Annotated in this window: 10 protein-coding genes; 1 reads left to right on the top strand and 9 read right to left on the bottom strand. The window is 71.0% G+C overall.

Going from position 1 to position 13,730, the window contains the following annotated elements:
- Positions 1-25: 25 nt before the first annotated feature.
- Complete coding sequence (locus OO63_RS14550) at positions 26-928, bottom strand: acyl-CoA thioesterase (protein ID WP_030359309.1); 903 nt, start codon at positions 926-928, stop codon at positions 26-28.
- Between the two features lie 37 nt (positions 929-965).
- Positions 966-3,539: a DEAD/DEAH box helicase gene (locus tag OO63_RS14545; RefSeq protein ID WP_199819502.1), complete on the bottom strand. Its 2,574-nt coding sequence runs from the start codon at positions 3,537-3,539 to the stop codon at positions 966-968.
- Between the two features lie 61 nt (positions 3,540-3,600).
- Between OO63_RS14545 and OO63_RS14540 the strand changes: the two genes are divergently transcribed.
- A complete protein-coding gene (locus tag OO63_RS14540) occupies positions 3,601-4,395 on the top strand; it encodes a metal-dependent hydrolase (RefSeq protein ID WP_030359311.1) in 795 nt (264 codons plus the stop codon).
- A 23-nt stretch (positions 4,396-4,418) separates the two neighbouring features.
- On the opposite strand, the gene OO63_RS14535 is transcribed toward OO63_RS14540, so the two are convergent.
- The 7 genes from OO63_RS14535 to OO63_RS14505 all read right to left on the bottom strand — a co-directional run bounded on the left by OO63_RS14535 (position 4,419) and on the right by OO63_RS14505 (position 13,603).
- Complete coding sequence (locus OO63_RS14535; RefSeq protein ID WP_030359312.1) at positions 4,419-5,036, bottom strand: FMN-binding negative transcriptional regulator; 618 nt, start codon at positions 5,034-5,036, stop codon at positions 4,419-4,421.
- Between the two features lie 3 nt (positions 5,037-5,039).
- On the bottom strand, positions 5,040-6,314 hold the full coding sequence (locus OO63_RS14530) for an MFS transporter (RefSeq protein WP_078619131.1): 1,275 nt from the start codon (positions 6,312-6,314) through the stop codon (positions 5,040-5,042).
- A gap of 51 nt (positions 6,315-6,365) precedes the next feature.
- Complete coding sequence (gene dctA / locus OO63_RS14525; protein WP_051810863.1) at positions 6,366-7,769, bottom strand: C4-dicarboxylate transporter DctA; 1,404 nt, start codon at positions 7,767-7,769, stop codon at positions 6,366-6,368.
- 65 nt (positions 7,770-7,834) lie between these two features.
- Complete coding sequence (locus OO63_RS14520) at positions 7,835-8,902, bottom strand: tartrate dehydrogenase (protein WP_030359315.1); 1,068 nt, start codon at positions 8,900-8,902, stop codon at positions 7,835-7,837.
- Between the two features lie 72 nt (positions 8,903-8,974).
- Positions 8,975-9,883, bottom strand: coding sequence for a LysR family transcriptional regulator (locus tag OO63_RS14515; RefSeq protein WP_033264141.1), 909 nt, complete (start codon positions 9,881-9,883; stop codon positions 8,975-8,977).
- A 55-nt stretch (positions 9,884-9,938) separates the two neighbouring features.
- On the bottom strand, positions 9,939-11,720 hold the full coding sequence (locus OO63_RS14510; RefSeq protein ID WP_030359317.1) for an ABC transporter ATP-binding protein: 1,782 nt from the start codon (positions 11,718-11,720) through the stop codon (positions 9,939-9,941).
- Positions 11,717-13,603 carry an ABC transporter transmembrane domain-containing protein gene (locus OO63_RS14505; RefSeq protein ID WP_033264140.1) on the bottom strand — a complete coding sequence of 629 codons (1,887 nt, stop codon included), beginning with the start codon at positions 13,601-13,603 and terminating at the stop codon, positions 11,717-11,719. Before OO63_RS14505 ends, OO63_RS14510 begins: the two co-directional genes overlap by 4 nt.
- Positions 13,604-13,730 lie beyond the last annotated feature (127 nt).

Below are 13,730 nucleotides of genomic sequence, written 5' to 3'. Positions count from 1 at the left end.
GGTGCTGGGTGCTGGGTGCTGTGACTCAGGCGTCCGGAGTGGGCGTGTCCATGGGGCGGGGCGTGTGCGGACGGAAGAGTCCCTCCTGGACGACCGAGACGAGGAGCCGGCCCTCGATGTCGTAGATACGGCCCCGGGCGAGGCCGCGGCCGCCGGTGGCGATCGGGGACTCCTGGTCGTACAGGAACCACTCGTCGGCGCGGAAGGGCCGGTGGAACCACATGGCGTGGTCGAGCGAGGCCATGTCGAAGCCGCGCGGGCCCCACAGCGGCTCCACCGGGATACGGACGGCGTCGAGGAGGGTCATGTCGCTGGCGTACGTGAGCGCGCAGGTGTGCACCAGCGGGTCGTCGCCGAGCGGGCCGACGGCGCGCATCCACACGGCGCTGCGCGGCTCGGCGCCCTTGATCTCCTCGGCGGTCCAGCGCAGCCGGTCCACGTAGCGGATGTCGAAGGGCTGCCGCCGGGCCATCCGCTCCAACTGCTCCGGGAGCGCGCCCAGATGCTCCTTGATCTCTTCGACGACCGTCGGAAGGGACTCCGGAGCGGGCGCCTCGATGCGGGGCGGCAGTTGGTGTTCGAAAGCGCCCTGTTCGGGCTGATGGAAGGAGGCGGTGAGATTGAAGATCGTACGACCCTGCTGGATCGCGGTGACGCGGCGCGTGGTGAAGGAGCGGCCGTCGCGCACCCGCTCCACCTGGTACACGATGGGCACGCCCGGGCGTCCTGGACGCAGGAAGTACGCGTGCAGCGAGTGCACCGGCCGGTCGCCCTCGGTCGTGCGGCCGGCCGCGACCAGGGCCTGTCCGGCGACCTGCCCGCCGAAGACGCGCTGGAGGGACTCCTGCGGGCTGCGGCCGCGGAAGATGTTGACCTCGATCTGTTCCAGGTCGAGCAGATCGACCAGGCGGTCGGCGGGATTGTTCATGACGGCTCTTCGACTCCTGTCCGGGGGCTCGGGGCGCTCAGAGCTGCCCGACGTCCGTGACGCGGACGACGGCGCGGCCCTCTTCGTCGGAGGCCGCGAGGTCGACCTCCGCGCTGATGCCCCAGTCATGGTCGCCGTTGGGGTCGGCGAACGTCTGGCGGACGCGCCACAGACCGTGCTCCGGATCCTCCTCGATGCGCAGCAGCTTGGGGCCGCGCGCGTCGGGGCCGGTGCCGAGGTCCTCGTACTCGTCCCAGTACTTGTCCATGGCGGCGCCCCAGGCGTCCGCGTCCCAGCCGGACTCGGCGTCCAGCTCGCCCAGCTCCTCCACGTGGTCGAGGGCGGCGAGTTCGACGCGGCGGAACAGCGCGTTGCGGACCAGGACTCGGAAGGCGCGGGCGTTGGCCGTGACCGGCTTGACCTGGTCGGCCTTCTCCTGGGCCTCCTCGGCCGTCATCACCTCGGGGTTGGCGAGCTGCTCCCACTCGTCCAGGAGGCTGGAGTCGACCTGGCGGACCATCTCGCCGAGCCAGGCGATCAGATCCTCCAGGTCCTCGGACTTCAGGTCGTCCGGGATGGTGTGCTCCAGGGCCTTGTACGCGCTCGCGAGATAGCGCAGGACGATGCCCTCGGTACGGGCGAGTTCGTAGAACGAGGTGAACTCGGTGAAGGACAGCGCCCGCTCGTACATGTCCCGGATCACGGACTTCGGGGACAGCGGGTGGTCGCCGACCCACGGGTGACTGGTGCGGTACGTGTTGTAGGCGTGGAAGAGGAGCTCCTCCAGCGGCTTCGGGTACGTGATGTCCTGAAGGCGCTCCATCCGGTCCTCGTACTCGACGCCGTCGGCCTTCATCAGTGCGACCGCCTCACCGCGCGCCTTGTTCTGCTGGGCGGCGAGGATCTGGCGCGGGTCGTCGAGGGTGGACTCCACGACGGAGACCATGTCGAGGGCGTACGAGGGCGACTCGGGGTCGAGGAGTTCGAACGCGGCGAGGGCGAACGTCGACAGCGGCTGGTTGAGCGCGAAGTCCTGCTGGAGGTCGACCGTCAGGCGCACGATGCGGCCGGTGGAGTCCGGCTCGTCGAGCTTCTCGACGACGCCGCCGTCCAGCAGGGAACGGTAGATGGCGATGGCGCGGCGGATGTGGCGCAGCTGCTGCTTGCGCGGCTCGTGGTTGTCCTCCAGGAGGTGCCGCATCGCCTCGAAGGCGTTGCCGGGCCGCGCGATCACCGAGAGCAGCATGGTGTGGGTGACGCGGAAGCGCGACGTGAGGGGCTCGGGCTCGGAGGCGATGAGCTTCTCGAAGGTGTTCTCGGTCCAGCCCACGAAACCCTCGGGAGCCTTCTTGCGCACCACCTTGCGGCGCTTCTTCGCGTCGTCGCCGGCCTTGGCGAGCGCCTTCTCGTTCTCGATGACGTGCTCGGGGGCCTGCGCGACGACGAAGCCCGCCGTGTCGAAACCCGCCCGCCCGGCGCGGCCGGCGATCTGGTGGAACTCCCGCGCGCGCAGGGTGCGCACGCGATTGCCGTCGTACTTGGTGAGCGCGGTGAACAGCACCGTGCGGATGGGCACGTTCACGCCGACACCGAGGGTGTCCGTGCCGCAGATGACCTTGAGGAGGCCCGCCTGGGCGAGCTTCTCGACGAGGCGGCGGTACTTCGGCAGCATGCCCGCGTGGTGCACGCCGATCCCGTGCCGGACATAGCGCGAGAGGTTGCGGCCGAACTTCGTGGTGAAGCGGAAGTTGCCGATCAGCTCGGCGATCTGGTCCTTCTCGGCCCGCGTGCACATGTTGATGCTCATGAGCGACTGCGCCCGCTCCACGGCCTGGGCCTGCGTGAAGTGCACGATGTAGACCGGTGCCTGCTTGGTCTCCAGGAGCTCGGTCAGCGTCTCGGTGATGGGGGTGAGGCGGTACTCGTACGAGAGGGGGACGGGGCGGGTCGCGGAGCGGACCACCGACGTGGGGCGGCCGGTGCGACGGGTGAGGTCCTTCTCGAACATCGAGACGTCGCCGAGCGTCGCCGACATGAGGATGAACTGTGCCTGCGGCAGTTCGAGCAGCGGAATCTGCCAGGCCCAGCCGCGATCCGGTTCCGCGTAGAAGTGGAACTCGTCCATCACGACCTGGCCGATGTCGGCGTTCTTGCCGTCGCGCAGCGCGATGGAGGCGAGGACCTCGGCGGTGCAGCAGATCACCGGGGCGTCGGCGTTCACGGAGGCGTCGCCGGTCAGCATGCCGACGTTCTCGGTGCCGAACAGCTTGCACAGGTCGAAGAACTTCTCCGACACCAGCGCCTTGATCGGAGCGGTGTAGAACGTGACCTTGTCCTGGGCGAGCGCGGTGAAGTGCGCACCGGCCGCGACCAGGCTCTTGCCGGATCCTGTGGGTGTCGACAAGATCACATTCGCCCCGGAGACCACCTCGATCAGCGCCTCCTCCTGGGCCGGATAGAGAGTGATCCCCTGGTCCTCGGCCCACGACGAGAAGGCTTCGAAGAGGGCATCGGGGTCGGCATCCGGCGGCAGCTGATCGATAAGGGTCACACCCCCATCTTGCCTCCCTTCCCGCCCGATCAGGGAACCGGACGGTCGCACGAAGATCACAAACGCTACGCTGTGTCGCCAACAGGCCGTCAGAACAACAGGAATGGGGCGGGGAACAGCGATGATGGGTCCGGCACACTCACTGTCGGGGGCGGCGGCCTGGCTGGGCGTCGGCGCCGCCGCGGCGGCTGCGGGGCACTCGATGCCCTGGCCGGTGCTCGTCGTGGGAGCTCTGATCTGCGCCGGGGCCGCGCTCGCGCCCGACCTCGACCACAAGTCGGCGACCATCTCGCGCGCCTTCGGGCCGGTCTCGCGCGGCCTGTGCGAGATCGTCGACAAGCTCTCCTACGCCGTCTACCGGGCGACCCGCAAGCCGGGCGACCCGCGCCGCTCCGGCGGCCACCGGACGCTCACGCACACCTGGGTCTGGGCGGTGCTGATCGGCGCGGGCTCATCGGTGCTCGCGGTGACGGGCGGCCGCTGGGCGGTGCTGGCGCTCCTCTTCGTGCACATGGTGCTCGCCATCGAAGGCCTGCTGTGGCGGGCCGCGCGCGGGTCGAGCAGCGATGTCCTGGTGTGGCTCCTCGCCGCGGCCAGCGCCTGGATCATGGCGGGGGTCCTGGACAAGCCCGGCAACGGTTCGGACTGGCTGTTCACGGCGCCGGGCCAGGAGTATCTGTGGCTGGGCCTGCCGGTCGTGCTCGGTGCGCTGGTGCACGACATCGGGGACGCACTGACCGTCTCCGGCTGCCCGATCCTGTGGCCCATCCCGATCGGCCGCAGGCGCTGGTACCCGATCGGGCCGCCGCGGATGATGCGGTTCCGCGCCGGGAGCTGGATCGAGCTGAAGGTGCTGATGCCGGTGTTCATGCTGCTCGGGGGAGTGGGCGGCGCGGTCGCGCTGAACTTCATCTGAGGTGCCGACGGGGATCCGGTCGGTTACGCACCGCGGCGGGAGCGCAACAGGTGCTCCCGTGCTGCGGAGTCCCGTGGCCCGTCGCGTGCCAGCAGGCGCCGGGCGACCTCGGAGCGGTGCGGCTCGTCCACGTTGCCCCCGAACTTGAACTTGCCGGTGACCTCGCCGATGGTCAGCCGCAGGGCACGGATCTCCCGGAGGCGGTGCTCGTGGACTGTCGGATCCGCGATCCCGCTCTCCGGCTCCAGCTCCTGGAGCTGCTTCCGCAGCACGGCGAGCTTCTCCTCCGGGGTCTCCAGCACCTCGGCCGTGCATCGCAGTTGCACAGCCGCGTAGTACACCGTGGGGATTCCCAGCGCGGGATCCTCGCTGTCGAGCGCCTTCCAGGCGCCGGGAATGTACGTCCAGTCGCCGACGACGCTCAACAGGACGGCGGGATTCTCGCGAAGAGCCCGGAATACGGGATTTCCGGACGCGAGATGCAGCAGCACCGTCTCACTGTCGGCGAGGAGGTACTGCGTGGGAACCGCGACGGGGAAATCGCGGTTGCGTCCGGTGGCGATGAGCTGTCCGAATCCGTGGCCGCGCACGAATTCCAGCGACGTCTCGCGACTGCCGCGATCATGGGGGCGTATCAGCATGGGTTACGCACGCACCTCATCGGGTTCGCTGCTGGGCACCGTGGCTGCGGCTTTCTGTTGAGTTCGGGTTCGGGTGCCCCAGCGTTCCAGTGCGGGGCCGAAGGCGCCCGCGATGGCGAAGAACGCTCCGAGGAGCAGCCAGCCGGCCGTGCCGAGGCCGAGCACGACGGTGGTGAGAATGGCAGGGGCGAGCGCCTGGCCCGCGCTGAATCCGAGCCCGAGAAGCCCTTGGTACTGACCCTGGGCATGGTCCGGCGCCAGGCCGAAACCAAGGGCGAAACCGGCGGAGGACTCCCAGATCTCCCCGAGGCTGTGCACGAAGATCGCAGTGACCGCGAGGGCGACGGCCGCCCACACGGGGGCGTACGCGGTCAGGGCCATCAACGGACAGCTGAGCAGGAAGAGCAGTCCTGCCGTACGGAACGCCCTGCCGCCGTCGCGGGGGGTTTCGATGCGGGATCCGATCCTGGTCTGCAGGAGGACACAGACCGCGGAATTGAACGCGGATACCGCCGCCACCGTCCAGCGGGGTGCGTCGGTGTGCTCGGAGATCCAGATCGGCAGGATCAGGGACACCACCGTGTACTGGAGTCCCATCGCCCCATAGAGCGCTGTGAAGGTCACGAAAGGGCGGTCGGTGAGAGCGATCCAGCGGCGCTCCATCGGCGGTGCCGCCAATGCTTTGTAGCGGGGGAGAAGGAAAAGAAGGAGGGCACACAGGGCGAAGCTGGCCGCGTTGCCGAGAATCAGCACGAAGTAGGCGGCCCGCGTATTGACCGTCACCGCGAATCCGGCACCCACGGTCCCCATGACGACGCCCAGATTGACGTACGTGCGGAGCTTCGCCCGGAAAAGCGCCGGGCGGTCCGTGCCGACCCGGACGACCAGGGCTCCCCACGCCGCGCCGCCGACGGCTGCGGCGAGCTGGTCGACGGTGGCGATGACCGCGAGCCCGGCCCAGCTCTCGACGAGCACGAGGGCGGACATGGCCACTGCCTGCACCATCAGGGCGAGCATCATGATCGTACGAGGCCCGCGTCGATCGGCCAGATGACCTCCCGGTACGCCCGCGAGGAGGCCGATCAGGCCCGCGACGGTGAGGGCGGCACCCACCTGCACCGCCGGCAGACCCACGATCAGCGTGAAGTACAGCGCCGACACCGCGTTGAAGAGCCCATTGCCGACGCGGTTCACGAAGCTGGCCAGGATCAGCACCCGCTCCGACCTGTTGCTCCCCGCGATCCCGGCCATACGGCCGGACCATCTCCCCTTGATCATGAACGCAGGCTAACAACGGTCGTACACGCCGTCACTGGTGCGATGTTGACGTCAGGTCTTGGCCAGTGCGGGGGTGGAACCTGCGTCGTGCTCCGGCGGCGGGGTTGCCTCCGGTCCCGGCTCCGCGGGTGGTTCGGGGGTTCCCGTGCGCAGGACCCGGTTGACGCGCGCGGTGTCGAGGGCGCCTTCCCAGCGGGCCACGAGAAGAGTGGCGACGCTGTTGCCCGCGAGGTTGGTCAGGGCGCGGCACTCGGACATGAACTTGTCGATGCCGAAGATCAGCATGATGCCGGCCGCGGGCACGGTGCCGACGCTGGAGAGCGTGGCGGCCAGGGCGATGAACCCGGCGCCGGTGACACCGCCCGAGCCCTTGGACGTGAGGATCATGACGGCCAGCAGGCCGAGTTGCTGCCCGAGCGACAGCGGAGTGTCCGTGGCCTGGGCGATGTAGACGGCCGCCAGGGAGAGGTAGATGGAGCTGCCGTCGAGGTTGAAGGAGTAGCCCGTCGGCACCGTCAGGCCGACGATGTCACGGCGTACGCCGAGGCCCGTGAGCTTGGTCATCAGGCGGGGCAGCACGCTTTCCGAGGACGACGTGCCGAGGACGATGAGGAACTCCTCGCGCAGGTGGCGCAGCAGCCGGAAGATGCTGATCCGGAGGAGGGCCAGGGCGCCGCCGAGGACCACGACGACGAAGAAGAGCGAGGTGCCGTAGAACAGGCCGATGAGGCGGCCGAGGCTGGTCAGGGTCGAGATGCCGTACTTGCCGATGGTGAACGCCATCGCCCCGAAGGCGCCGACGGGCGCCGCCAGCATGACGTAGTGCAGGATCTTGAACACGACGGTGCTCAGCCGGTTGATCCCCTCGACGATCGGGGCTCCGGTCGGCCCCACGGCCTTCAGCGCGACGCCGAAGAGCACCGAGAAGAAGATGACCTGGAGGATGTTGCCCTCGGCGAAGGCGCCCACGGCGCTGGAGGGCACCACGTCGGTCAGGAAGTGCCACCAGCTCTGGCCCTCGCCGTCCTTGACGTACTGGGCGGCGTCCCCGGCGAGGCGCAGTTCGCCGGGATCGGCGTGGACGCCCGCGCCGGGCCGGAACACGTTCACGGCGAGCAGGCCGAGAGCCAGCGCCACCAGCGTGCCCGCCTGGAAGCAGGCCAGGGACTTGAGCCCGACCCTGCCGACACGGCGCAGGCTGTCGACACCGCCGATCCCGCCGACGATGGTGAGGAAGACGATCGGCGCGATGAGCATCTTGATGGCCGACACGAACGTGGTGCCCACCGGCTCCAGGCCCACCCCGACCCGCGGCCAGAGCCAGCCGGTCAGAATGCCGCAGACGATCGCGGTAAGGACCCAGAAGTAGAGCTGCCGGTACCAGGGTTTGGGCGGCGGGCGGTCAGGGGCGGGCACGGTGGCGGGGGTGGGGCCGGGGGACGGGGGCGCTGCCATGGTGGTTCTCCTCGTCTCTCCTCGTCGAGGAACGTGGAACACGGAACGTGGGCGCGGTCGGACCGTCAGAGCAGGTCGAGGAGTTTGCCGGTGAACTCGGAGGTCGTCGCGCCGCCACCGAGGTCGGGCGTGCGGACATCCGTCTTGGCCAGCACCGCGGCGATCGCGTCGGTGACGTCCTTGGCCGCCTCGGGATGCCCGAGGTGGTCGAGCATCATGGCGGCCGACCAGATCGCGCCGAGCGGGTTGGCGATGCCCTGGCCCGCGATGTCGGGTGCCGAGCCGTGGACCGGCTCGAACATCGAGGGGAAGTCGCGCTCGGGGTTGAGGTTGGCGGCCGGGGCGATGCCGATGGATCCGGCGACGGCGGCGGCGAGATCACTGAGGATGTCACCGAACAGGTTCGAGGCGACGACCACGTCGAAGCGGGCCGGGTCGAGGACGAACTTCGCGGCCAGCGCGTCGATGTGCTCCTGGTCCCAGGCGACCCCCGGGTGGACGGCGGCCCGCTCGGCGACCAGCTCGTCCCAGAACGGCAGGGTGTGCACGATGCCGTTGGACTTGGTGGCCGAGGTGAGCGTGCCGCCGCGCCGCGCGGCCAGGCCGAAGGCGAAATCGAGGACCCGGGTCACCCCGGCACGCGTGAAGACCGCTTCCTGGACGGCCAGCTCCTCGGGCGTCCCCCGGTTCAGACGGCCGCCGATCTCGCTGTACTCGCCCTCCACGTTCTCGCGTACGACGACGAACTCCACGCCCCCGTCCACGCCCCCGGGGGCGGCAGCGCGCAACGGGCTGTCGACCCCCTCGAAGACGCGGATCGGCCGCAGATTGACGTACTGGCGAAAGCCGCGCCGGATCGGGATGAGGAGCCCCCACAGGGAGACATGGTCGGGTACGCCCGGGTAGCCCACGGCGCCGAGCAGGATCGCGTCCTTGTCGCGGAGCTGATCGAGGCCGTCGGCGGGCATCATCGCGCCCTCGCGGAGGTAGCGCTCGCAGGACCAGTCGTACGTGGCGTATGTGAAGTCGATGCCGTGGCGGGCGCCGACGGCGTCCAGGACCTGCTGGGCGGGCGGCAGGACTTCGGCGCCGATGCCGTCGCCGGGGATGAGTGCGATGTGATGGCGGGTCATGCGCCGATTGCAGCAATCAGGCCGGCGAACGGTCCAAGTCGCTCTGCCGATCTGGCGTATAAGGCTGGCTTATCAACTGCTCACCTGCGGGTTTCGCTGCTTCCCGACGGCTTCCAGCGCGTACGACACAAAGGTCCTGGCCGCCGGGGACAGCCCCGTGCGGCGGCTGACCAGGGCGATCCGCAGCGTCGTCCTCGGCTCGATGTCCATGACCAGCGCCCCGGCCCGCTCGGCCAGGGCGCGCCAGGACTCGGTGACCACGGCGAGCCCGACTCCGGCGAGGACCAGCGGGAGGATCGCCACCCGGTGCTCGGTCTCCGCCGCGACGGTGATGTCGATGCCGCGCTCGCGCAGGCCGTCGACGTACGCGCGCATTCCCGTGCCCCGCTGCCCGACGATGAGCCGCTGCCCGGCAAGCTCCTCGCAGGCGATCGGCCGACCGGCGGGAAACGGCCCGTCGGGCGGGGTGACCAGGACGAAGCGCTGCTCCCCGGCCGCGTGGGACACCACTTCCTTGTCCGGAAGCGGCTCCGACGTGGCGAGGAGGCCCAGCTCGGCAGCGCCGGTGCGCACCATGTCCACGACGTCGCGGGCGGTGAAGGCGGCCCGGACGTTCACCGACACCCCCGGGTAGGGGCCGCTGAACGCGCGGACCATCGTGGTCAGAGGCTCGACCGCCTGCGAGGGCATGGCGGCGATGTCGAGGCGGCCCTCGCGCAGCTCGTGCACGGCCGCGACGCTGGCGCGGGCCGTCTCCAGGCCGCGCACGGCCGCGCGGGCCGGTTCGATCAGCGCCGTCCCCGCCTCGGTGAGGACCGCGCGGCGGCCGATCCGGTGGAACAGGCTGCCGCCGAGGTCCCGTTCCAGCGCCCGCACGGCTTGCGAGAGCGCGGGCTGGGAGAGGTACAGGGCGTTCGCCGCCCGGTTGAACCCTCCGTGATCGACGATCGCGAGGAAGTACTCCAGCTGCCGGATGTCCATGACCGCCATCCTGCCCGGGGCACGCCCTGCCTCCGGCGCGCCCCGGCGCCCCGGCTCACCCGTGCCACGACCTCCACAGCGCCGCGTACGCGCCGTCCGCCCGCACCAGGTCGTCATGGCTGCCGAGTTCGCTGATGCGGCCGTTCTCGACCACCGCGATGACGTCCGCGTCGTGCGCGGTGTGCAGGCGGTGGGCGATGGCCACGACCGTGCGGCCGTCGAGGACGCGGGCCAGGGAGCGCTCCAGGTGACGGGCCGCCCGCGGGTCGAGGAGCGAGGTCGCCTCGTCCAGGACCAGCGTGTGCGGATCGGCGAGCACCAGGCGGGCCAGCGCGATCTGCTGCGCCTGTGCGGGGGTGAGCCCGGAGCCGCCCGAGCCGACCTCCGTGTCGAGCCCGTCGTCCAGGCCCCGCGCCCAGTCGCCCGCGTCGACGGCGGCAAGGGCCGCCCACAGCTCGGCGTCCGTCGCACCGGTCCTCGCCAGCAGCAGGTTGTCCCGCAGCGAGCCCACGAAGACGTGGTGCTCCTGGTTGACGAGCGCCACGTGTGCGCGGACGTCCTCGGCGGGCATCCGCGTCAGCTCGGCGCCGCCGAGCGTGACCCGGCCGGTCCGCGGACCGTAGATCCCGGCGAGCAGCCGCCCGAGCGTCGACTTGCCCGCGCCGGAAGGACCGACGAGCGCCACCCGCGAACCGGGCTCGACCGCGAGGGACACCTCACGGAGCACGTCCACGCCCGCGCGGTAGCCGAAGTGCACGTCGTCCGCGTGGACCGCGCGCCCCTCCGGCCGCACGGAGGGGTCCCCCGCGTCCGGCTCGATGTCGCGCACGCCCACGAGCCGGGCAAGCGACACGTGCGCGACCTGCATCTCGTCGTACCAGCGCAGAATGAGGTTCAGCGGGTCGACGAGCATCTGCGCGATCAGCGCGCCCGTCGTGAGCTGACCCACGCCGATCCAGCCCTGGAGCACGAAGACGCCGCCGATCATGAGGACCGAGCAGAGCACGATGACGTGCGTGGCGCTGATGACGGGGAAGAGGACCGACCGCAGATAGAGGGTGTAGCGCTCCCAGGCGGTCCACTCCTTGATGCGCTGCTCCGACTGCTCGACGCGGCGCGCCCCGAGCCGGTGCGCCTCCACGGTCCGGCCCGCGTCGACGGTCTCGGCGAGCGCGGCGGCGACGGCCGCGTACCCGGCGGCCTCCGAACGGTACGCGGACGGCGCCCGGTTGAAGTACCAGCGGCAGCCGATGACCAGCAGCGGCACGGCCAGGAGCAGCGCGGGCGCCAGCGGCGGCGCGGTCACGGCGAGGCCGCCGACGAGGAGGCCCGCCCAGACCACGCCGATGGCGAGCTGCGGCACGGCCTCACGCATGGCGTTGGCGAGCCGGTCGATGTCCGTGGTGATCCGGGACAGCAGGTCGCCGGTGCCCGCGCGCTCCAGGACGCCCGGCGGCAGCCCGACGGACCGGACCAGGAAGTCCTCACGCAGGTCCGCCAGCATGCGCTCGCCGAGCATCGCCCCGCGCAGCCGCACCTGGTGCACGAAGAACGCCTGCACCAGGAGTGCGACGGCGAACAGGCCGATGGTGCGCTCCAGATGGAGCTCGCGGGCGTTGTCGGAGACGCTCTCGACGAGGTCGCCGAGGAGGTACGGGCCCACCATGGAGGCCGTCACGCCGATCGTGTTCACGGCTATGAGCGTCAGGAAGGCGCGCCGGTGGCGCCGGAACAGTTCGCGTACGTAGGCCCGTACGGTGGCCGGCGCCCCGACGGGCAGCGTCTCCGCGGTGGTCGGGGCGGCCGGGTCGTACTCCGGCGGCGCCAGGCCGATCATGCGGGCTCCTCGATGTCGATGCCGATGGGGAGGTCGATGCCGGTTCTGGTGGTGGCGGCGACGCGGTCGCCCTCGGCCGCCTCGTCGTCCGTCTCGCGGGTCACCACCGCCCGGTAGCGGGGCTCGCCGACGATCAGCTCGCGGTGCTCGCCGACCGCGGCGACCTCGCCGTCGTGCAGGAACACGACGCGGTCGGCCCGGTCCAGGAGCAGCGGCGACGAGGTGAGGACGACGGTCGTGCGGCCGGCGCGCAGGTCGCGCAGGCCGTCCGCGATCCGGGCCTCGGTGTGCGAGTCGACGGCGGACGTCGGCTCGTCGAGGACCAGCGCCTCCGGGTCGGTGACCAGCGACCGGGCGAGCGCGAGGCGCTGGCGCTGGCCGCCGGACAGGGAACGTCCGCGCTCGGTGAGGCGGGCGTCCATCGGGTCGTCGGCGACCGAGCCCTGGACGAGGGCGTCGAGCACGTCGTCGCACTGCGCGGCGGCGAGGGCCCGCTTGGGGCTCACGGCTCCCGACGACGGTACGTCGAGGAGCGCGCGGAGCGTTCCGGACAGCAGGACGGGGTCCTTGTCCTGGACGAGGACGGCGGTGCGCGCGGTGTCCAGGGACAGGTCGTCCAGCGGCACGTCGCCGAGCCGCACGGACGGCAGGTCCGCCGCTTCCTCGAACGCCGGGTGCCCGCCGAGCCGTTCCGCGAGCCGCCCGGCCGCGTCCGGGTCGCCGCAGACCACGGCGGTGAGGCGGCCGGCCGGGGCGAGGAGGCCGGTGGCGGGGTCGTGCAGGTCGCCGGAGGGCACGGAGTCGTCGTAGGACACGGTGTTGTCGGCGGTGACCTGCTCGAAGGGCGCGGAGCGCGAACCGTCAGCCGGCGCGCCCTTCGCCTCCGTCGTCCGCTCCAGCGCGAGCACCCGCGCCGCCCGCTTCGCCGAAGGACGCGAGAAGGAGTACGCCATCGCGATCTCCTCGAAGTGCCGCAGCGGATAGTTGAGCAGCATCACCGCGCTGTACACGGTGACCAGTTCGCCCACCGTGATACGGCCCTCGCGGGCGAGATGGATGCCGTGCCAGAGCAGCACGACGAGGAGCAGCCCGGGCAGCAGGACCTGGATCGCCGAGATCACCGCCCACATGCGCGCGCTGCGCACCGCCGCCGTCCGCACCTCCTGCGAGGCACGGCGATAGCGCTCAAGGAACAGCTCCTCGCCGCCGATGCCGCGCAGCACCCGCAGGCCCGCGACCGTGTCCGACGCCAGCTCGGTGGCGTGCCCGGCCTTCTCCCGCTGGACGTCCGCGCGCCGCGTCGCGCGGGGCAGCAGGGGCAGGACGGCGAGCGCGAGGACCGGGATGCCGACGGCGACGACGACGCCGAGCGACGGCTGGTAGACGAGCAGGCCCACGCAGACCGCGACCACGGTGAGCGCCGCCGCCGCGAACCGCGACAGCGCCTCCACGAACCAGCCGATCTTCTCGACGTCGCCGGTGGACACGGCCACGACCTCGCCCGCGGCGACGCGCCGGGGGAGCGCGGCACCGAGCACCGCGGTGCGGCGCGCGAGCAACTGCTGGGTGCGGGCGGCCGCCGTGATCCAGTTGGTGACGGCGGTGCGGTGCAGCATGGTGTCGCCGGCCGCGACGGCGATCCCGGCGAGCAGGATCACGGCGCCCGCGACGGCGAGCCGGGTGCCGGAGCGGTCGACGACGGCCTGCACCGCGAGTCCCACGGTGTAGGGCAGGGCGGCGATGCCGAGGAAGTGCAGCAGGCCCCAGCCGAGCGACTTGAACTGGCCGCCGAGTTGGTTGCGGCCGAGCCAGAGCAGGAAGCGAGGACCGGAGCGGGTATCGGGTTCGCCCGGATCTGCATACGGAAGATCGCGAATGTGCATGATGTCCCAGCGCGCGGAGGTAACAAACCGTGAAAGGTTCGCCTCGTACGGTGGTGCGAAGCAAACGATTTTCCGTGACCGGGCAAAGAGTCGGCCATCCTCCCGTGGCGGCGCGCGCCCGCGGGCG

Origin of the sequence: Streptomyces alboflavus, assembly GCF_000716675.1 — a bacterium.
GTDB lineage: Bacteria > Actinomycetota > Actinomycetes > Streptomycetales > Streptomycetaceae > Streptomyces > Streptomyces alboflavus.
This window is presented reverse-complemented; position numbering and strand designations above follow the sequence as displayed.